Annotated in this window: 23 protein-coding genes; 6 read left to right on the forward strand and 17 right to left on the reverse strand. The window is 57.7% G+C overall.

The features are described 5' to 3' along the window. Positions 1–19 precede the first annotated feature (19 nt). Positions 20–736: a hypothetical protein gene (locus PHW69_01645; protein MDD4003892.1), complete on the forward strand. Its 717-nt coding sequence runs from the start codon at positions 20–22 to the stop codon at positions 734–736. A 315-nt stretch (positions 737–1,051) separates the two neighbouring features. Here PHW69_01645 and folE read toward each other — a convergent pair whose 3' ends face one another. Genes folE through PHW69_01660 form a run of 3 tightly spaced genes read right to left on the reverse strand, consistent with a single transcriptional unit; the run spans position 1,052 to position 2,866 of the window. Next, complete coding sequence (folE, locus tag PHW69_01650) at positions 1,052–1,588, reverse strand: GTP cyclohydrolase I FolE (protein ID MDD4003893.1); 537 nt, start codon at positions 1,586–1,588, stop codon at positions 1,052–1,054. A gap of 35 nt (positions 1,589–1,623) precedes the next feature. Next, entirely contained in the window at positions 1,624–2,172 is a 549-nt protein-coding gene (locus PHW69_01655) for a 7-carboxy-7-deazaguanine synthase QueE (protein MDD4003894.1), read from the reverse strand. A gap of 28 nt (positions 2,173–2,200) precedes the next feature. Then, a complete protein-coding gene (locus tag PHW69_01660) occupies positions 2,201–2,866 on the reverse strand; it encodes a 7-cyano-7-deazaguanine synthase (protein MDD4003895.1) in 666 nt (221 codons plus the stop codon). A 73-nt stretch (positions 2,867–2,939) separates the two neighbouring features. Between PHW69_01660 and PHW69_01665 the strand changes: the two genes are divergently transcribed. Then, positions 2,940–3,248: a hypothetical protein gene (locus PHW69_01665; protein ID MDD4003896.1), complete on the forward strand. Its 309-nt coding sequence runs from the start codon at positions 2,940–2,942 to the stop codon at positions 3,246–3,248. Between the two features lie 127 nt (positions 3,249–3,375). Here the strand turns inward: PHW69_01665 and PHW69_01670 are convergent, their stop codons facing one another. From PHW69_01670 to PHW69_01725, 12 genes are all read right to left on the reverse strand, one after another. Then, positions 3,376–4,329 carry a cation diffusion facilitator family transporter gene (locus PHW69_01670; protein ID MDD4003897.1) on the reverse strand — a complete coding sequence of 318 codons (954 nt, stop codon included), beginning with the start codon at positions 4,327–4,329 and terminating at the stop codon, positions 3,376–3,378. 203 nt (positions 4,330–4,532) lie between these two features. Beyond that, on the reverse strand, positions 4,533–5,858 hold the full coding sequence (locus tag PHW69_01675; protein MDD4003898.1) for a solute carrier family 23 protein: 1,326 nt from the start codon (positions 5,856–5,858) through the stop codon (positions 4,533–4,535). A gap of 146 nt (positions 5,859–6,004) precedes the next feature. Beyond that, complete coding sequence (gene tdh / locus PHW69_01680) at positions 6,005–7,033, reverse strand: L-threonine 3-dehydrogenase (GenBank protein ID MDD4003899.1); 1,029 nt, start codon at positions 7,031–7,033, stop codon at positions 6,005–6,007. Between the two features lie 190 nt (positions 7,034–7,223). After that, the gene (locus tag PHW69_01685; GenBank protein MDD4003900.1) at positions 7,224–7,385 is read right to left on the reverse strand and encodes a rubredoxin; all 162 of its coding nucleotides are present in this window, start codon (positions 7,383–7,385) and stop codon (positions 7,224–7,226) included. A 42-nt stretch (positions 7,386–7,427) separates the two neighbouring features. Then, the gene (locus tag PHW69_01690; GenBank protein ID MDD4003901.1) at positions 7,428–7,940 is read right to left on the reverse strand and encodes a flavin reductase family protein; all 513 of its coding nucleotides are present in this window, start codon (positions 7,938–7,940) and stop codon (positions 7,428–7,430) included. Between the two features lie 12 nt (positions 7,941–7,952). Then, a complete protein-coding gene (locus PHW69_01695; GenBank protein ID MDD4003902.1) occupies positions 7,953–9,149 on the reverse strand; it encodes an FprA family A-type flavoprotein in 1,197 nt (398 codons plus the stop codon). A gap of 59 nt (positions 9,150–9,208) precedes the next feature. After that, the gene (locus PHW69_01700; GenBank protein ID MDD4003903.1) at positions 9,209–9,736 is read right to left on the reverse strand and encodes a ferritin; all 528 of its coding nucleotides are present in this window, start codon (positions 9,734–9,736) and stop codon (positions 9,209–9,211) included. Further along, positions 9,717–10,124 (reverse strand): desulfoferrodoxin, encoded by a 408-nt coding sequence (locus PHW69_01705; GenBank protein MDD4003904.1) that lies wholly within the window; start codon positions 10,122–10,124, stop codon positions 9,717–9,719. Before PHW69_01705 ends, PHW69_01700 begins: the two co-directional genes overlap by 20 nt. A 15-nt stretch (positions 10,125–10,139) precedes the next feature. Next, a complete protein-coding gene (gene tpx, locus PHW69_01710; protein MDD4003905.1) occupies positions 10,140–10,655 on the reverse strand; it encodes a thiol peroxidase in 516 nt (171 codons plus the stop codon). Between the two features lie 20 nt (positions 10,656–10,675). After that, positions 10,676–11,251, reverse strand: a complete 576-nt coding sequence (locus PHW69_01715; GenBank protein MDD4003906.1) for a rubrerythrin family protein — start codon at positions 11,249–11,251, stop codon at positions 10,676–10,678. Between the two features lie 76 nt (positions 11,252–11,327). Beyond that, on the reverse strand, positions 11,328–12,257 hold the full coding sequence (locus tag PHW69_01720; protein ID MDD4003907.1) for a TIGR02757 family protein: 930 nt from the start codon (positions 12,255–12,257) through the stop codon (positions 11,328–11,330). Positions 12,258–12,259: 2 nt separating this feature from the next. After that, positions 12,260–12,679, reverse strand: coding sequence for an Rrf2 family transcriptional regulator (locus tag PHW69_01725; GenBank protein MDD4003908.1), 420 nt, complete (start codon positions 12,677–12,679; stop codon positions 12,260–12,262). 509 nt (positions 12,680–13,188) lie between these two features. On the opposite strand from PHW69_01725, the gene PHW69_01730 reads away from it, so the two are divergent. The 4 genes from PHW69_01730 to murD all read left to right on the forward strand — a co-directional run bounded on the left by PHW69_01730 (position 13,189) and on the right by murD (position 18,601). Continuing rightward, positions 13,189–14,127 (forward strand): AccI family restriction endonuclease, encoded by a 939-nt coding sequence (locus tag PHW69_01730; GenBank protein ID MDD4003909.1) that lies wholly within the window; start codon positions 13,189–13,191, stop codon positions 14,125–14,127. Further along, entirely contained in the window at positions 14,127–15,650 is a 1,524-nt protein-coding gene (locus PHW69_01735; GenBank protein MDD4003910.1) for an N-6 DNA methylase, read from the forward strand. The genes PHW69_01730 and PHW69_01735 overlap by 1 nt, the downstream gene beginning before the upstream one ends. A gap of 85 nt (positions 15,651–15,735) precedes the next feature. Beyond that, complete coding sequence (locus tag PHW69_01740; GenBank protein MDD4003911.1) at positions 15,736–17,229, forward strand: UDP-N-acetylmuramoyl-L-alanyl-D-glutamate--2,6-diaminopimelate ligase; 1,494 nt, start codon at positions 15,736–15,738, stop codon at positions 17,227–17,229. Further along, positions 17,219–18,601, forward strand: coding sequence for a UDP-N-acetylmuramoyl-L-alanine--D-glutamate ligase (gene murD, locus PHW69_01745; protein ID MDD4003912.1), 1,383 nt, complete (start codon positions 17,219–17,221; stop codon positions 18,599–18,601). The genes PHW69_01740 and murD overlap by 11 nt, the downstream gene beginning before the upstream one ends. Before the next feature lie 182 nt (positions 18,602–18,783). Here the strand turns inward: murD and PHW69_01750 are convergent, their stop codons facing one another. After that, positions 18,784–20,190 carry a Mur ligase family protein gene (locus PHW69_01750; GenBank protein MDD4003913.1) on the reverse strand — a complete coding sequence of 469 codons (1,407 nt, stop codon included), beginning with the start codon at positions 20,188–20,190 and terminating at the stop codon, positions 18,784–18,786. A gap of 46 nt (positions 20,191–20,236) precedes the next feature. After that, the coding region (locus tag PHW69_01755) for a hypothetical protein (protein ID MDD4003914.1) at positions 20,237–20,528 on the reverse strand (292 nt) is incomplete at its 5' end.

The following is a 20,528-nucleotide window of genomic DNA, read 5'->3' on the forward strand; positions in this document are numbered from 1 at the left end:
GGGAAAGGAGCCGGACACCATGAAAAAACTTTTACTCAGGCTGCTCGCGCTGCCGCTGCTTGCCGCGCCGGCCTTTCCGGGAGTGACGATACGATACGACGTGTTCCAGTCCATAGGCCCGGCCGGAAACGCCATCCAGACACGCCACACCCATTCCTACACCCGCTCCGCCATGCGCGCGGATGTTGTCATGCAGGGCCCTATCCAGCTCGATATCGCCGACGCCATTATCAGGGCGAAACAGCCTTATCTTGTCATGAAACTCGGCTCCGACTCGCCGCAACGCAATAATATACACGATTACGAGGATGCGGCGCTGCCCGACGCCGCGGTAACCCCGCTCGGCAAAACCAAAACCATCATAGGCTGCAACACCCAAGGCTATAAATTCAAGAGCGCCCGCATTTCCGGCACTTTCTGGATCTGCCGGAACAGGAAATGGGCGGATGCGTACAAATTTACAAACACCCTTTTAAAAACGCTGGACGCCGGTTCCGACGAATTCGGCCTGTATTCCCGGCTTCTTAAAATCCTGCCCAAAAACGGAGTGGTGTTCGAAGCCGAAGCCGTAAAAGGCAAAAAAACGCTGTTTCACGCTGTGGCGGTGTCGGCTGAAAAAGAGAAACACCCGGCGCATCTGTTCGACAGGATGGACGGCAAACCCATACCCGCCGGCGAAAAGGACACGCCCCCGCCCGGCTCCGCAAAAGACACCGGCACAAACCCGGATTTCTGATTGTCCGCCTTTTGCAACCCGCGGCGCATGCCATGCGCCGCGGGTTTTCAGGCGGCAACATATATGATGCCGGCCTCGGCAGGTTACGCCGTGGCGGCCCGGTTCATGCGGTTATTGAAAGCTTCCATATCAAGGCTTATTAAGCGGAACAATTAAGGACGTGCTGCCGGTAAAAACGCTTTCCGCCACGACACGAAACACCGTCAGCGCGAGCCCGGCCGGTTTCACCGCGCGCCAGCGCGGTACGGAGCTGTCATAAAAAACCGGGCGCCGATCGGGCGCGTCTGTCATATTGTTTAAGGAAAATGCAGGAACTTACAACCCGAGCAGGCTGAAAAATTCAGCCCGGTGCGCCTGCTGCTTAAACAGCCCGCGCGCGGCGGTGGCAACCATTTTCGTGCGCTGTTTCTGCACGCCGCGCGAAGTCATGCAGAAATGCTGGGCCTGCGCGGTGACAATCACGCCGCGCGGCTCAAGAAATTTTTCGATATCGTCGGCAATATCACTCACCAGCCGCTCCTGAAGCTGCAGTCTGCGCGCGTGCAGTTCGGCAAGCCTGGCCAGCTTTGAAATGCCGGTAATCTTTCCGTCCGGAAGATACCCGATGTGCAGCTCCCCGAAAAACGGCAGCAGGTGGTGCTCGCAGGTGCTGTAGAAATCTATGTTTTTAAGGATCACGATATCGCTGTTTTCCGGGCACTCGAAAAACCGGAAAATTCTCGCGGGATCCTGCCGGTATCCGCCGAACAGCTTGTCCCAGCTGCGCAGAACCCGCCCGGGCGTATCCGCGAGCGAGGCGCGGGCGGGATCGTCGCCCACGTATTCCATGAAATCCGTAACGTACCGTTTCATCCTGTCGGCGGCACAGTCCCGCTTCTCCGGCGCCGCTAGTTTATTTTCAAGTACTTGTGCAGTTGAACGCTTAACCGCCATTGGGGATGCTCCTTTATATATGCCAGCGTGGCCTGCTCGGTGCAGCCGAACACGGGCTGTAAAAATTTATGCCCGAACCCGCCGCAGTCATAAGCCGACAGATCCTGCCCTTCATACACTATTTTTATTTCGCTGCCCGTTCGCTGCCTGAAATCCGGGGTTTTGGGGCTGACGGTTATCCAGTCGAGCCGGCCGGCGCAGGCAAGCGCTACGGTGCCGTTCGTTTCAATCGCCGTGTACCAGCCGGGGAACAGGTCCAGCAACCCGGCATCGAGCTGCAGTGCCGGCTCGCCGCCGGTAAACAGGATGTTCTCGCAATTGTGCGGCGATACCCTGGCCGCTATTTCCGGGCCGGTCATTTCCATGAAACTGCTGGTATCCGTATCGCACCAGCCGCACCGCAGATTGCAGCCGGAAAACCGCACAAACACGAACGGCCGGCCGGCGTTGCCGCCTTCGCCCTGCACCGAATAAAAAATTTCATTTACACGGTAAGATTTCATATAAAAACCGGCTGGCAACTCCCTTCGCTCACGCCGAGCGGACAAGTTCGCCGTACCGCGTGAGATCCGGCAGCCCGGCGTTAACGAACGCTTCCCTGCGCTCTGCGCAGGTGGCGCAGGTTCCGCACTGCGATTCACCGCCCCGGTAACAGCTCCACGAGTCATACATCTGCCGCTCGATTCCCAGCTTTTTGCCCAGCGCAACTATATCCGTTTTATTGATTTCCGAAAACGGGCTGAGAATGCCCACTTTCGAATAAGTGCCCAGTGCCACCGCCCCGTTCAGCGCGGTGATGAATTCGGTGCGGCAATCAGGATAGAGCGCATGGTCCCCGCTGTGATTGGCTATGGCGATTTTACGGCAGTCGCTGCTTTCCGCAATCGCCGCCAGATAACTCAGCATGATCCCGTTGCGGAACGGCACTACCGTGCTTTTCATGCCGATTTCATGATAATGCCCGTCCGGCACAGGCCCGCCGCTTAACAGCAAATCACTTTTTATCTGCGAAAAATCCAGCTCCAGCTTCAGGAGCCCCGGGCAAAGTTTTTCGGCCGCAGCCCGCTCCCGGGCGTTATGCTTCGAGCCGTAACTGAAATTCACTCCGCGAACGGCGTATCCCAGCGACTGAAGATAAAAATAACACACGCAACTGTCCAATCCGCCGCTCAGGCTGAGTATAACGGTTTCTGTCATAATTCAAGTATATAAAATCGCACCGTTTATTTCCGTACTTACTAACGGTTAGGAATTTAGCTAGAATTAATTTATGAACCCACGCGACATGATTGAGCAGGTTGTGGCGAACTCGTCCGCGACAGCGGCATTGATAGGAACGGATTCTTCCGGCGGCGGACTGTTGGGGAACCTTACTCCCGGCAGCATTTTTGTTATGGTCATGCTCTCGCTTGTCGGATTCGTCTACTTCCGGTACGGGAAAACACAGCAGGACATCGCCTCCATCGTCTGCGGCATCGCGCTGATTGGGTTCCCTTATCTCGTGTCGGACACGCTATATATGACTATTATAGGAATAGCCATAATCGTGGTCCATTTTTTCATTAAAAAATGGATGTGATTTCCGCGCGGCGGCACACGCGCTAGAGCGCGCCGGGCAGCCGTTACCGGTCGAGCCTGCCCGCAGGAGCGGCGCTCCGCCGGGGCTGTCCGGCCGAAAACCGGGCAAATCAAAAATCCGTGAAAAATCAGTTCCGGTTATCGGCCCGCGCTATGCAGCACCGGATCCGGCACAGGTCCGGGCATTGCGGCCTGCGGCAAGGCTCGACATGAACCGTTACCAGCGCATCCGGGAACACATCGCCGATTTTGTCGGACATCAGATCGGTTATCCGGTGCGACTCCTCGACCGTCATTTCCGCCGGCATAACCGCGTCTATTGAAATAAAGCGCATATGCCCGGCCTTGCGGGTGCGCAAATTCTTGAAACTGACAAGCGCGGGCCGCAACGCGGTCATGCGGTGAAGGATTTCGGCCTCCTCCGATTCCGGCAGCCGGTGGTCCAGCAGATCTTTCGACGATTCCAGCGTCAGTTCCAGCGCGGCCTTCATGATCATCAGCGCAACCACGATCGCCGCCACCGGGTCAACCCAGCCCAGATTGACCGATGGCGCAAATATCCCGCCGGCCCAGATAACCGCCAGCGCGAACATTACGCCCGCCGATGTATAAACATCGGTCAGCAGGTGCCATGCGTCGGCCACCAGCGCCACGGAATCGGTCTGCTTGCCAACCCTGAAAAGAAGCCTCGACACCATTATATTGGCCACGGCTGAAACCGCCATGACACCGGCCGCCAATCCCGCCGCCTCGACCGGGCGGGGATTAACCAGCTTATGCACCGCCTCGTAAATAATCCAGACTGCGGCGATAAAAATCAGCAGCGCTTCCGCCACGCCTGACACGTTTTCATATTTCCCGTGCCCGAAACTGTGCTCCGCGTCCGCCGGCTTTGACGAGGTTGACACCGCGAAATACGCGATCAGTGCGGCCAGCAGATCCACCGCCGAATGGATCGCCTCCGAAATCACCGACACCGAACCCGACACCAGCCCGATCATCAGTTTTGCCGACACCAGCGTCAGGTTGGAACACACCGACACCGCCGCCGCGCGCTTTTTCAGTTTTACAGTTTCGGACATGTTTTCACCTGAAAAAATACCGCGGAAACACCCGGCTCTCCCAAGAAACCCATCTGAGAAAAGTCTGTGGTCCCGCGGTGAAATCGTTCTCCGCTGCCGCATTGCGGCCCGGCCGCGTCCGCACCAGCGCGGATCAGGCCTGTATATCCATTTTACATAAAAACAGCAAAAACAGTCCGCCTCGGCGGGCCCAAACAGCGAACTTAAACGCCGGATCCGGATTCAAGGCAGGCTTTCGCCTCCTCGGCCGTCAAACCGGCGGATCCGGCGGAAAGCGCCCAGTTCATCACTACGGCAAACACCGTGCCGAACGCTATGCCGGCTATATTCACCGTGCCGACGGTAATGCCTTTCACGCCCAGTCCCGTTGCGATCATCAGCGTCGCGCCCGCCACGATCAGATTGCGCGGACTGCACAGGTCCAGCCTGTTATCTATCCAGATCTTCACGCCCATCAGCGTGATAAGCCCGCACAGCAGCACCGACACACCCCCGATAACCGGCATCGGAATGGCATGAGTCGCCGCCCCGAATTTGGGACACAGGCCCAGCAGCGCCGCAAAACCCGCCGCCACGGCGAACATCCGCGTGGCGAACACTCCGGTAATCGCCATAACGCTCATATTCTCGGCGTAAGTGGTCTGGGGAGTGCCGCCGCCGCACGCCGACAGCAGCGTAGCCAGCGCGTCGCCCAGATACGCGCGCCCGAGGCTGGGCGTAAGATCGCGCTTCATATACGCCGATATCGCGTCAATATGCCCTTTATTTTCCGCCACCAGCACCACAAAAAGCGGCGCAATCACCAGAACCGCGCCCCAGTCGGGCACCGGGGCGATGAAACGAGGCAGCCCGAACCAGGCGGCCTGCCGGACAGTTTCCAGCGACTGCTGACTGACAAGCCCGGCCGCCCAGGCCGCGACACAGCCGACCAGCACCCCGGTCAGAATCGGGATCAGCCGCAGCATTCCGCGCGCGTAAATCGCGGTTATTCCCGCGCTTGTGAAAGTTATGGCCGCCACGGAAAAATTAAGCCAGTCCTGCCGGCTCGCCAGTTCAAGGGAACCGCTCATCGCCTCGTTCACCGCGCCCGGCGCAAGGTTCAGGCCGATAATGGCGACAACGCTGCCGGTAACAAGCGGCGGCATCAGCCGGTCAATCCACGCCGACCCTTTCCTTATTGTATAGACAGCCGCGCCCAGGTAACATACCGCCGAAGCCGCTATCCCGAACAGCGCGTGCGGAATGAATGCCGGATTGCCGCCCGTAACCGCCAGCACCGGCCCGATATAGGAGAAACTGGAACCAAGATAACTGGGCACCTTGAATCTGGTCACCACCAGAAAAATCAGGGTGCCCACGCCCGAAAAAAACACCGCGGTCTGCGCGTTGAAACCCATCAGCACCGGAGCCAGCACTGTCGCGCCGAACATGGCGATGACGTGCTGCATTCCAAGCGGAATTATTCTGGAAACTGCAATTCTGTCCTCGGGGTAGTAAATACCGGCCGGCGCGGACTCGGTTTCCGCCATAAGCATCGCTCCTGTGTTTATGAAACTCCCGCCGCTCGGGCCGGGCAGGCTCTTATTATGGCCTGCCGGCCAAAACCGGGGTTTTGCGAACGCAATTTCAATGAAACGGCGGCGCGCAAAAACACGCGCCGCCGCGGCAATTCAAACTATTTCTGCCAGGATAATATGATTTTCCCGGATTTGCCCGACAGCATCAGCTCGAACGCTTCCTTATAATCCCGCACGTCGTAATGATGCGTGATGATGCCGCTTACGTCCAGCCCGCTTTGCAGCATCGCCGACATCTTGTACCAGGTTTCGAAAATCTCGCGCCCGTAAATCGCTTTCATCAGCAGGCCCTTGAAAATCACGGAACCCCAGGGGATCCGGGTGCTGTCCGGCAGCAGGCCCAGCAGCGCGACCTTGCCGCCCATCCGCACATTTTCAAGCATATCGTTGAACGCGACCGCGCTGCCCGACATTTCCAGCCCCACGTCAAACCCCTCGGTCATGCCCAGCCCGCGCATGACGTCCTCGAGTTTTTTATTACGCACATCCACAACGGTTTTCACTCCGAGATTTTCCGCCAGTTCCAGCCGGTAATCGTTGAGATCGGTGATCACCACATTACGCGCGGCGACGTGCCGGGCTATCAGCGCGCCCATAATGCCGATCGGGCCTGCTCCGGTAACCAGCACGTCCTCGCCGATAAGATCAAACGAAAGCGCGGTATGCACGGCGTTGCCGAGCGGGTCCAAAATGGCGGCGATATCATCCGTGATATGCTCTCCGAGCGGAAACACGTTGGCGGCCGGCATCGCCAGATATTCGGCGAACGCGCCGGGCCGGTTCACCCCGATCCCTTTCGTGTTGATGCACAGATGTCGCGCGCCGGCCCGGCAGTTGCGGCAGAACCCGCACACCACATGCCCTTCGCCGGAAACCCGCTGCCCGACCCTGATGCCGGTAACCGCGCTGCCCGTTTCCACCACTTCGCCCACGAATTCATGGCCGACATGCATCGGCACCGGAATGGTTTTTTTAGCCCAGTCGTTCCATTCGTAGATATGCGCGTCGGTGCCGCAGATCGCGGTTTTGGATATTTTTATCAGCACATCGTTTTCGCTTATTTCCGGTTCCGGCACCTGTTCCAGCCATAAACCGGGTTCGGCGTATTTTTTTACAAGCGCTTTCATAAAGGTACGCTCCCGAAATTTGAAAACCTCAACTGCATCTAAAGGCATTGTACAAAAACCCGCCGGCAAAAAATATGCCGGCGGAGGTGCCGCTGCGCCAGCCCGCAGGTTTTATGAAAAGCCGGGCCGGACCGGCGTTTTCCCGGCCCGGCCCTGGCATACCGGCTGCAGCCAAACCGCGCGTGCGGCCTCAGTCCAGCAGCTTGAACTGATCCTTGCCCACACCGCACACGGGGCAAACCCATGTGTCCGGCAGGGCTTCCCATGGCGTCGCGGCGGCTACGCCGCCGTCAGGGTCGCCCAGCGCAGGATCATACACATAACCGCACACATCGCACACATATTTCTGCATACACTCCCTCCTTACCCGTTAACTGAAACCGTTTCCGCGCATTCAGGAATTGTAAGTCGTCGCGTTTTTCTGGGTCTTGCCTTTTAAAACGTTATGATAATAGCTGTAGGTTAACGGCTCGCCCTCGGCAATCTTTTCAGCGCCCGCTATCGTGCCGATAAACAGCGTGTGCGTATCCAGCTCAACCGTTTTTTCAACCAGCACTTCCAAAACCGACAGGGTGTGTTCTTTGGGAACCGGCAGGCCGGACGCGGTTTTGCCGTGTCCGGCAACGGCGAACTTGTCGGTATCGCGCCCGCTCCTGAAACCGAACAGCCCGATAAAAGTCATAGGCGCGCTCTGCGCCAGCGCAGCCAGCGTATAGCGGCCCGTTCTGGTTATATAGTCGTGCGTAAGATTTTTCCTGTTGATTCCCACAGCAATCCGCGCCGGTTCGGCCGTCACCTGAAAAGCGGTATTCACAATCTGGCCGTTAAGCCGGTCGCCATCACGGGAGGAAACAATATAGAGGCCGTAAGTCATGTCGCACAGGCTTTTGAGGGTCACGCTATCCATATCATTCTCCGGTCAAACAGCTGTTTTAAGGCGGGCGGAAACCGCGCGGCCGAGCTCAAACGCTTTCATCAGGGCCGCATGGTCCGGCACATACCGGCATTCCGCCGCTTCGCCCGCAAATTCAATTCCCATATCTTCGAAATATCCGCGCAGTTGCGCGGTGCCGTGCGGCGCCCAGCCGTAGGAACCGAATACGTTGCCGGTAAGGCCTTGGGGTTCCAGCCCTTTTATATACGTCATGAAATCCGCCATGACCGGATAGATGCCCTTGTTAAGGGTCGGCGTGCCGGCGAGCAGCGCGCCTGCGTCGAGCAGCTCGACCGCGATATCGCTGCGGTGATGCGATTTAAGCGGCATGACCCTGACCGGCGTACCGCCGTCCAGCAGGCCTTCGGCAACCGCGCGGGCGAGTTTTTCCGTGCTGTTCCACATGGTGTCATACACCACCACCGCCCGGTCAGCGCGCTTCTGCGCGGCGAATGCGCCGTACAGCTCGACGATCTCGCGCGTATTCCCGCGCCACACCGGCCCGTGGTCGGGCGCGATAAGCGCCGGCTTCAGACCCGAAGCCGCGAATTTCTTTAAAAACGCCGTCACAACCCCGGAATACGGCAGGATGATGTTGGCGTAATATTTGGCGGCTTCGTACCGCCAGTCCGGCACTTCGTCAATAAACCGCCCGGAAGAAGCCAGATGCATCCCGAAAATATCGTTTGAAAACAGTATTTTCTCCGCTTCCAGAAACCCGATCATGCTGTCAGGCCAGTGCAGCATGCGCGACTCCAGAAACGTCATGCTGGAACTGCCGACCGGCAGAACCGCTCCGTCCGCCACAGCCTCGATTTTCCAGTCCTCGTGGAAATGCGCCCTGAGCGCCTGCGCGCCCATGACCGACGCGTAAATCTTTTCCGGCCGGATCGCGCCGATCGCCATTGGCAGTCCGCCGCTGTGATCCATTTCCGAATGATTGGAAATGACGGCCTTGATGTCCGCCGGCGCGATTACCGACGCTATCCGCTCAAGCATTTCCTCCGCAAACGGAGCTTTCACCGTGTCAATCAGCGCCGGCCGCTCACCCAGAACAAGATAAGCGTTATAGGTGGTGCCGCGGTTGGTGGAGTAGCCGTGAAAATCGCGCACGTTCCAGTCAATCGCGCCCACCCAGTAAACGTCACCGGCTATATGAACGGCTTTGCAGGGTCCTGTCATAAGATCTGTCCCGAACTTTCGCCCGGGACCCGGCTCAGGCCGGATCCCGGGTAAACAAACTAATTAGCCGCGGCGGCCGCAACCGGCCACGGTGTAATGCTTGTCCGGGCGCCCAGCTCCCGGTCAATAAGCACAAGCCCGTCGCCGCTGGCGCCGATACGGGTGAGATCATCCACGATTTTAGAGGCGGTTTCCTCCTCTTCCACCTGCTCGCGCACAAACCACTGCAGAAATTCAACAGCAGCGTAGTCGCTTTCCTCGTGGGCCAGTTTCATAAGGTAATTGATGCGGACGGTGATATGCTCCTCATGCGCCAGCGCGGCCCTGAACGCCGCGAGCGGACTCTCCCATGTATGCTCCGGAATTTCCAGATTCCCGATAAACGGATACCCGCCGCGCGCCGAAATATGGCTGTAAAATTTATAAGCGTGCAGGCGTTCCTCGTCGTGCTGGGCCAGCATCCAGACGCTCATGCCATTCAGCCCCAGCGACACGAAATACCCGGCCATCTGCATATAAAGGTATGCAGAAACCAGTTCCTCGGCGATCTGGTCGTTAAAACCCTGTTCAATTTTTTTGCCGATCATTATTAAAGCCCCCCTGCCAGTATCCGTGTATGTTGCAGTAGGCGCGCGCCTCAATGCCGGCATCGCCGTCCGCCCGGAAGCTGAACACCGCTTCAGGCTTGTCGCCGGGCTTTAACTGTTTGCGGTAAACCCGCCCGCCGCCGCGCAGCTCAATCCATTCGATAAAATGCTTTTCTTCCATCGGGTGCGCCACTTCCCCAACGCGCACTATGAAACCCGTTTCGATCTTTTCAAGAACCGGGATATGCTTTTCATGCGCCGCCTCGACCGTATTTTCAGCCAGCAGATCCATCGGCTTGCCGCAGCACACCAGCTGCCCGCCGCCCACGTGCGTCACCTGCACGATATTGCCGCATACCCCGCACCTGTACAGTTCATTCAGTTCCATTGTGTTCCCCCTTGTCTATAACGCCGCTCTGGCGGCTTCAATTATTCCGGCGTAGTCCGGTTCGTCTTCCACATTGGGCGTGATTTCGGTGTAGCGGATCACGCCGGCCCGGTCCACCACGAACGCCGAACGAGCCAGCAGATACAACTCTTTTATGAAAACACCGTAGCTTCTGGCGAATTCCGCTCCGCGATAGTCCGACAGGGTCCGCACCCTGTCAATCCCGGCGGCGGCGCACCAGCGTTTCTGCGCAAACGGCAGATCCATGCTGATTGTCAGCACCGCGATTTTATCCGACAAAGCCGCCGCCTCTTTATTAAACCGGCGCGTTTCCATGTCGCATACCGGAGTGTCAAGCGACGGCACACCCAGCAGCACCAGCGTCCGCCCGGCGTAATCTTTCAGCGAAACAGGCTTCATGTCGTTGGCGGCAAGCATGAAATCCGGCGCCCGATCGCCGACCTTCAGTTCCGGCCCGACAAGCGTCAGCGGGCTGCCGCCGGCTTTGGTAATGCCTTTCCTTTCGGTCATGAGTGCCTCCTGCGGTCAAATTACCAGTTTTCCGCGAGCAGTTCGAAATAAGCCTGGGGATGCGCGCAGGCGGGGCAGGTTTCCGGCGCACTCTCGCCCTCGTGCAGGTACCCGCAGTTCATGCACCGCCAGACCACTTTTTCGTCTTTTTTAAACACCCGGGCGGCTTCAATGTTTCCGAGCAGCCCGAGGTAACGTTTCTCATGCTGTTTTTCCGCCACCGAAACCGCTTCAAAAACCTTGGCTATCGCTTCAAAACCTTCCTTGCGGGCGATTCCGGCAAAAGCAGGATACATCGAACCCCACTCGTGATTTTCACCGGCGGCCGCCGCTTTCAGGTTCTGCGCGGTCGTGCCGATCACGCCGGCCGGGAAAACGGCGGCAATCTCAAGATCTCCGCCCTCGAGAAACTTGAAAAAACGCTTGGCGTGTTCTTTTTCCTGATCGGCGGTTTCCTCGAAAACCTTTGAAATCTGGAAATAACCCTCGTTTTTCGCTTTGGACGCGAAATAAGTGTAGCGATTGCGCGCCTGCGACTCGCCAGCAAACGCTTTAAGCAGATTGCTCTCGGTTTGTGTTCCTTTCAGTTTTGCCATGTTATTTCTCCCTGTCGGGTGCTGTTTTCAATCCCCCGAACATTCTAGTATATTTTACGCTTTCCAAAATATGTTTTCATATTACCTTTATATATGCGGATAACCGCTCATAATCCAGGTCATCGCGTATTCCGAACCTGGTAAGCGCGAAGTCGTACTTGACCGGATCGCGCGGACTGAGCCGCGCAAACCCTTCCGTAATTTCAAGCGCCGTTTTAAGATCGCCCTGCCGGCGCGCGGTAAGCCCCAGTTTTAAAGCTATATGGTGCATATGCGTGTCAAGCGGCACAATAAGCGACGAGGCCGGCACCCCCTTCCACCCGCCGGGATCAACCGCGTCGCTGCGCACCAGCCAGCGCAGATACAGGTTAAACCGTTTGAACGCGCTGCCGGCCTGCGGATCAGGCAGTAAAGTGGAAACATCTCCGCCGAGCGCGCAGATGCGGCGGATAAAACCGCGCGTAAGCTCCAAACCGCACCCGGGCCCCGCAAGATAGCAGGCTTGAAGTCCGCCGTAATCCGTTATCGCGGCCTTCGCGCCGCGCATAAGCGCGGACAGCTTTCTGCCTTCCGTGAACCGGTACTTAAACCCCGAGAACGCCGCGTCAATTCTGGCGGGCGAGCTGCGCTCAAGCCAGCCGCGCGGACTGGCGCCCGGCACCGCAAGCGCAGCTTCAACGGCACGCAGAATCTGTTTGACGTTGCCGTAGGCAAGGCTGGAAGCGACAAGTCCGGCAATTTCGCGGTCGCGAATATCATCATACCGATAAAGAAACTCCAGCGGATCGGGGTGCACCAGTTCCCGGCGGTTATAATCGCGATAAATCTTTTCAAGCGCGGGCTTGAGAACTTGCCCGGCAGCTCCGGCTGCCGGAGCTGCCGGAGTTTTTCTCCCGTGCCCGCCTGTCCCCGCGCGCCGCGCGGCGCATGAACGCGACTTGAAAACACCGTTCGTGCCGGGCGGGCGGAAATTATTGCGGTCACCGTATTTATCATGTGTCAGCATAATTATTCGCCCAAAGAGGCCCGCCCCGCCGCAACAGCCAGAGTAACCGAAAGCATTTTGCCCAGTTCCAGCGCGGTGCGGTGCAGAAAATCGCCGAGCAGGCATGTGCCGGGCCTGCACCGCATTTTTCCAAGCAGACACTCGTCGAACCGCGGTTTGCCCTCTATGATTTCATAAATCTTCAGCAGGCGGATTCGGGCGGCCCTGTCCGCCAGTAAAAACCCTCCGCCCGGCCCGCGCCGCGAAATCAAAACACCCGCCCGCACCAGCCGCTGCAGCACCTTCGACAGATGCGCGGCGGACACGCCCAGCCGGTCCGCCAGCCCTTGCACACTCTGCGGCTCGCAGGGCCGTTTTGCCAGCAGGATGCATGCGTGCAGAGCCAGTACAGCCGCATCCGATATCCGTAATATCGAATTCATTTTTACCCATCCCGGCTTGTTTTGCCGTACCTGCCGTTTCCGCCGGCAGGCCGTTCCCCGTTCTTCCCGGGGGCCCTGTCCGGCCCGCCGGTTTTTACAAAAACTTCCGCCGGCGCAATGACCGATTTATTCGGTATTTAAGTATCAGTATACCAAAATATAATCCGCCCTGTCAAACCGTTTTAACGCCTTCCGGCGAACCCCTGCGCGCCCGGTTCAAACTTGCCTGTTCCGCGCGGCTTGCCGCGCGGAAATTCATTCCGGTCCCGAGCCCGGCACGCAGGCCTTAAATCCGGTTTTTACCCGGATCGCGCATTTTCCGGTTTAAATAAATTGGTATGATTGATAATGTCGGTTTTGCCAGAGGTCTTGAAATTGATATCCGTCTGGCCGCTGCGCGCACCAGGTTAACAGCGCGCGGGCAGGACGGCAGTCAAAACGGCCGGATATTTGCCAATGAAAACCGCTACTCTGACGGAAAATTTCAATGCCTTAAAAACGAGATTCATATGCACTTGTTTGAACAACAGCTTATTGTCCCGGTTGAAAACATTGAGCTCGAATGCGGCGGCATGGCCCAGCTGCCCTGGGCGGAATTCCTGCTTAATCCAAGAAGATTAAGGGGGAGCGATTTTCTCATGCGCTGGTCGCAGGGAGTCTGGAGCGAACAGCGCCTGACGGAGGCGCTTAACTCCTCCGGCGATTTTTTTGCTATTCCTTATGGCCCGAGCGGAACGGCTCCGCATAATAACGTAAGAGAATTCGAATTGTATTTTGAAAGGCTGGAAGCGGCCGGACTGGGCAACATCAAAAGGCCCGACCTGCTGGTTTTTAAAAAAGAGCAAACGGAAAAAGTGCGCGTTTTCCTTGAAAGAACAGGCGGCGTGGCGGAATTGCCGTTTACCCGCGAAGAAAATCTGCGGGAACTGCTCGCCCTGGCCATTATCGGAGTGGAATGCGAAAACAGTTTATGGAAAGCCTCGAAAATGCCGGACTTTAACACGGAATTCACGGCGCAGCGACGGCTGGGCGGCAAGCACGGCCTGAAAAAAACCGCCATCCTTCCCACAATAATCATCAAAGATGAAGATATGAGCCCGCTGAAGAACTGGCAGACGAACAATAATTTGCCCATACATATCTGGCATGTATTTTACGACCGGGCATACGGAATTTCTTTTAGTGAAGCCGAACGTCTGATAGCCGGGGGATTTATACTTCCCACCGTTCAGGTTTTTCAGGCGCCGGGCGGCGCGACCACCAGAAAGAGCATTTATAAAATCTACCACCGCTATGGTTACCCGCTTGGTATTTCCGCCAGAGAACCGCAGCTGCTGCCCGCGTTCGTTGAAGACAGAAACGGGCACATTCTGCCTTATGTGAAATTTGACGGCGGCCAGCTGGAGATTTCGGAAAAATGTCTGGACATTCTGAGGAGCATCACATAATGCCCGCCGCGGATAGTCGGCAAACAGCCCGTTTGCGGCAATTCGGCCAGTTCTGGACACCGGAACCCGTTGCGCGGGCCATGATCGCCTGGCTCCTGACTCATGCGCCGGAACGTATTTTTGATCCGGCCGTAGGCAAAGGCGTTTTTTACAGCGCGCTGAAAGAACTTGACGTCGCGAAAAAAACCGGCTTTTATGGCATTGATATTGACCGGGAAATAATTGAAACTGCCTGGGCAGACCGAATTTTTGACAGGAGAAGCACAATCGAGGTTCGGGATTTCATAAAAAATCCGCCAAGACAGCTTTTTCAGGCTGTTGCAGCCAATCCGCCGTACATTAGACATCACCGGATTCCGCTCTCCACCAAACAGCTCCTTCAGGCGATCGCGCATAAACATACCCGCACTAAAATTGACGGCCGTGCGGGCATGCATGTTTATTTTTTGATCCAGTCATTAGGACTGCTGGCAAAAAACGGCAGGCTTGTTTTCATTATGCCGTCAGACACCTGCGAGGGCGTGTTCGCCGGCAACCTATGGGCTTGGATTGCCGGCAATTACCGCATAGAGCGGGTCATCTCTTTCGACCACCCCGCCTCGCCTTTTCCCGGGGTGGACACCAATCCCTTGATTTTCTGCATCTCTAACCGCCCGCCGAACCCGGCGTTCGACTGGGTGAAGGTGAAAAAACTTTCCGGTCATCTTTTTGATTACATGGCCGGGACGGAACACCCGCGCCGGCTGACGGATCTGGAAATAACCAGTCGGGACATAAAGGAAGCGCTGGCTAACGGCTTTTCCCGGCCGCCCGCAAAAATCGTGCACAGCCGGTACAAATTAAAGGATTTTGCCACCGTGCGGCGCGGCATTGCCAGCGGAAGCAACGAATTCTTCTTTTTAACGAAAGAGCAGATTGACCGATTGGCCATTCCCGCGCAATATTTTAAAACCGGAATCGGCAGGACACGCGATGTGCGGGGCTCGGTTATCACCGAAAAGGATACTTTGGCGCTTGAGGGAAAAGGCCGGCCAACCTTCTTGCTGTCGCTGGACAAACAGACAAAAGATGAGCTTCCAAAACCGCTACGCGAATATCTGGCGTATGGCGAAAAAATCGGACTGCATAAAAAAGCGCTCATCTCCACCCGCCGGCCCTGGTATAAAATGGAAAAAAGAGTGCCGCCGCCTTTCCTGTTCGCCTATCTGGGCAGGCGCAGCGCACGGTTTATAAAAAACGAGGCCGGGGTTATTCCGCTGACGGGTTTTCTCTGCATTTATCCCAACATCAGCACCAGGCAGTATCTGGCCAAACTGTGGAAACTGCTAAGCGATCCCCGAACCGTGGAAAATCTGGGACTGGTAGGCAAAAGCTACGGATCCGGGGCAATCAAGGTGGAGCCCGGCGCCCTGGCGAATTTGCCCGTGCCGGACGAATTGGCAAACCGTCTGAGGCTTATCCCGCCCTCGCCGCGCCAAACCTTGCCTTGCCTGAAACCGCAAAGCAGGCCAGCCCGCAAATAACTGCCGGCGCTGCCGCATTTACCGCGGCGTATTGCCTCATCCGGCCGGAAATACCTTTTCAAATTAGGTAAAATATACGCAAGGTATGCTTCTCTCGGATATAATTGCAGGCTTTCAACTGTCCGCTCCATCCGCCAATCCGGAAATCAGCGGACTGTCGCTCAACTCGGCCCGGATCGGGCCCGGCTGTCTGTTTTTCGCCATACAGGGCGCGAAAACCGACGGACATGTTTTTATTCCCGATGCCCTTGCGCGCGGCGCGGCGGCAATAGCCGCAACCCGGCCGCCGGAAAAGGAATTCGGGGCGCCGTATCTGCAAGTCGCCGACATGCCGGGCTTCATGGCGCATTGCGCCGGGACATTTTACAAACATCCATCGGCCGCGCTGAGACTGACCGGGATAACCGGCACGAACGGCAAAACCACCACATCCTATTTTTTTGAGTCCATCTGCTCGCAGGCGGGCGAAAAACCCGCCGCGGTCGGCACGATAAATTACCGGATAGCGGGCAAAGTAATTTCGTCCGCGCCAAACACAACGCCGGTAATAGTGGAACTGTCGGAACTGCTCGCCAAAGCGCGGGACGCGGGTTCAGGCTCGGCGGTTATGGAAGTGTCATCGCAGGCGATCGAGTCCGGCAGGATACTGGGGCTGGAGTTTGACGCGGCGGTGTTTCTCAACCTGTCGCAGGACCATCTGGACCATCACCGCACGATGCCCGCCTATTTCGCCGAAAAGAAAAAGCTTTTCTTGCAGCTTAACCAAAGCCCCAAGCAAAACAAAATCGCAGTGCTTAACGCCGACTCGCCGGAATCCGGCGCAATAGAGCGGGCGCTGAACCGGTCGGTGCGGCCGGTGTGGTTCGGGCTGAAAAACGGCAGGGGTTATTCCATCGCCGCCGTGAAACACACGCTGGACGGCTCGAGTTTTCAGATAACCGCTCCGGCCGGGAAAGCACTTTCCGCGCGCATAAACCTCTGGGGCGATCATAACGTGTCAAACGCGCTGGCGGCGTTCGCCTGTGCCGTGGAATCCGGCATAAAGCCGGAAACCGCGCTGGCAGGGCTGGCCGCCCTGCCCTGCGTGCCGGGCCGGATGCAGCGCATTGACCGGGGCCAGAATTTTCATGTGTTCGTTGATTTCGCGCACACGCCCGACGGACTGGAACAGACGCTGGCCAGCATCGCCCGCCTGAAAACCGCTAAAGTTTACACCGTGTTCGGCTGCGGCGGCGACCGCGACCGCGCCAAGCGCCCGCTTATGGCGCGCGTGGTGTGCGGCAGAAGCGATTTCGCGTTCATCACGTCCGATAACCCGCGCACGGAACCCCCGGAGCGGATTTTCGCGGATATCACCGCAGGGCTGGCGGAATCCGGCGCAACAGATTTCAGCGTCATCGATGACCGCCGCCGCGCCATCGCCGCCGCGCTGGCGCGGGCGCGGGAAAATGATATCGTGCTTATCGCGGGCAAAGGCCACGAACAGGGCCAGCTGCTGGCTGACCGGGTGCTCCCGTTCTGCGACGCCGCGGTCGCCCGCGAGGAACTGGACAAACTTGGAGGCGCTCATGCCGTTTAATCCGGAAACCGTAAAAGGACTGAAAGGCTGCGTGATAGGGTACGGGAAATCCGGAATTTCCTGCGCGCAGCTGCTACGCGACAACGGCTTTGAGGTTCTGCTTACGGAAGCGCGCGACTGGCAGCCCGGCAACCCGGACCCGGCAGAACTCGGCCCCGGCATAAAAACCGAATTCGGCGGCCATTCGGACGAGGTGCTGGAATGCGGCTTCGCCGTCAAAAGCCCCGGCATTCCGATGAACCGCCCGATTATCAGGAAACTGCTCGCCGCCAATATTCCCGTATTGAGCGAAATTGAAATCGCGCTCGCATTCGCGCCGGAAATAAAAATTTTCGCCGTAACAGGCACAAACGGCAAAACCACGACCACCACCCTGCTCGGCGACATCCTTAACCTCGCCGCGAAAAAATCCGGCCGGTTTCGCGTGCATGTGGCGGGCAATATCGGCACGCCGGTTTCGGTGCTGGCGCGCGAAATGCGCGAGGGCGACTGCCTTGTGATAGAAACCTCCAGCTACCAGCTGGAGGATTCGTCGGGTTTCCGCCCGAACGCCGCCTGCATCCTCAACATCACGCCCGACCATCTCGAGCATCACGGCACGATGACCGGGTATATCGCCGCGAAAAAAAAGATTTTCCGCGAGCAGACCCCGCAGGACTGCTGCGTGTTCAACGCGGCGGACGCGGTCTGCCTTGAAATTTCAAACGAATGCCCTTCGGAAGTGCTTTATTTCGCGCGCGAATGCATGGAATCCGTCCGGCTCGACGCGTTTTACGAAAACGGCAGGATAATATTCAACCTGCCGTCGGGCCGGCATGAAGCGGAGCCGCCGAAACTGCCGGGCATCCATAACATAGAAAACGCGATGGCGGCGGGGTTGATGGCCATTAACCGCGGCATTCCGCTCGACTGCGTGGAGGAAGTGTTCAGTTCGTTCCAGGGCGTGGAGCACCGCATCGAAACTGTCGCGGTGGTCAACGGCATAAAGTGCATTAACGACTCAAAAGCCACCAACGTGGACTCCACCAAAGTCGCGCTGGAATCGCTTGTTTCTGAAGAAAAGAATATCTGGCTGATCATGGGCGGAACCGACAAAGGCAACCCCTACGCGCCGCTGGAGCCGCTTATCCGCCAGTCGGTGCGGAAAATCCTCACCATCGGCCAGGCGGCGGACCGCATCGAGCACGAGCTCAACCTCTCCGCCGAAGTGGAAAACTGCGAAACCATGGAAAACGCCATTGAATTCGCTTTTGAAAACGCGAAAGAAGGCGATATCCTGCTGCTGTCGCCGGCCTGCGCTTCATTCGACCAGTTCACCAATTTCGAGGAACGCGGAGAACACTTTAAAAAACTTATTCAGGCGCGGCTGTAACCTGCCTCAAAACCTGAAAAAGAACCTCCGCGCGGCAAGCCCGCACTGTAAAACCTTATCCGGCAGAAAAAAAGGCGGGCACGGCAAGCCGCGCGGAATAACCGGCTTTAAAAAAGCCGCTCTCGCGCAAGCGCGCCCCCTTATTCCGGCCAGAACTCCGGCCGCCGGGGAGCCCTGCCGCGCTAGCCTTGCGAATTGGGATTAAGCAGACACTCGGCGCAGCGATACCCGGCGCGCCCCTTCTCAAGAACTCCCAGCACCTGCCGGGCGTATGCCGTAAGGGTAGGGTCACGCGCGCCCATCACCATGACCACGTCGCCGGGACGGGCGGCGGCGGCCAGATCGGAAATAATCTCCTCGCGGCACGCGATGAACCGCGCGTCGCGCCCGCGCCGGGCCAGTTCGGAAGCGAGAAAAGCCGACGAGATATCCTTCTCCACCGTGCCGCCGATATAATAAATCTCCGGGAACCAGACAATATCGTCCGCGGTAAGGCCGCGTTCGAACGATTCCACAAGTTCGTCGCGCAGCAGCTTCACCGGCGCATAGCCGTGCGGCTGATAAACCGTCAGCACCCGCTTGCCGCGCAAATGCGCGGCCGACAAAGCGGCTTCTATTTTAGCGGGATTATGCGCAAAATCGTCAATCACCTCCACCCCGCGGCTCACGCCTACGCTGTTAAACCGCCTGGCCACGCCGCTGAACCGGGCCAGCGCGCGCGAGCAGGTTTCCAGATCCGCGCCCAAAGCCGTGCAGACCGCCACGGCGGCCGCCGCGTTCTCGACGTTGTGCCTGCCGGGCTGAGATATTTCGAACTCCACCGTGCCGATCGAAAATCTGCTTTTAAAACCGTCCAGCCGGATGTTCACGGCCCGCGTGTCCCCGCCGTTGAGGCCGAACGATTTGGCGTGCTGCGCATAGCGGGCCAGATTCCGGGCGTCGGCGTTTATTATGAAATTGGCGCAGTTGGCGCGGAATCTGTCGAAATAGCCGTAGAGCACGTCCATTTCCTTGTGATCTTTGGTGATGTTGAGAAGCACCGCCGTCCGCGGATGATAATTGACGAACGACCCGTCAGACTCGTCCGCCTCTATCACCATGATATCGCTCTCGCCTCTGGCTACGTTGCCCACATAGCCGGCCTGCACAAGACTGATAATCGCCCCGCCCGTTATGACCGACGGGGATTTGCCGGCGAATTTCAGAATTTCATAAATCATCGCGGTCACGGTGCTTTTGCCGCTCGTGCCCGACACGGCCACCGTTTTATACCGGTTCACATGGGAGGCCAGCAGCTCCGCGCGGTGCACCACCTTCACGCCGAGTTCCCTGGCGCGGATGAAATCAGGGTTGTCCTTTTCTATCGCTGACGACAGCACCAGATAATCCAGCTCTTTCGTCACGCCCAGCCCGTTCTGTCCGCAGAGCCTGATATTGAGCGCGGCCAGCTTTTCCCACATCGGCAAGGCCGAAAAACCTTTATCGAGCAGCCGGTCGGACCCGGAAACCGTGTCCCCCCCCATGGCATGCAGCTGCGCCAGCGCGCTCATCCCTATGCCGCCTATTCCGGCGAAATGTATTTTAGCCATAAAATCCGGTGAAAAACGCCGCGCCTTGGCGCGGCGGAAATTGAAATTAAAATTCCAGCTTGGACAGATACGCCCGGCCGGAATCGCCCAGCACGGCAACACCCAGATCGCCTTTCTTCATATGCGCGGCGGCGTACTGCGAAACGCCCCACACCACCGCCCCGGATGACAGACCCCCGAATATGCCGCTGCCGGCGGCAAGCGGCCCGATGGCTTCAAAAGCGGGCTCGTCGGCGATGCCGATAATCTCGTCAATATACCGTTTCATCAGAACCGGCGTGTCGAAATCAATGCCCATACCCTCGATCCTGTAATGCCGGGGATGGCCGTTGGTGGAA

The sequence above is a fragment of the Elusimicrobiaceae bacterium genome (assembly GCA_028700325.1).
Classification (GTDB): domain Bacteria; phylum Elusimicrobiota; class Elusimicrobia; order Elusimicrobiales; family Elusimicrobiaceae; genus JAQVSV01.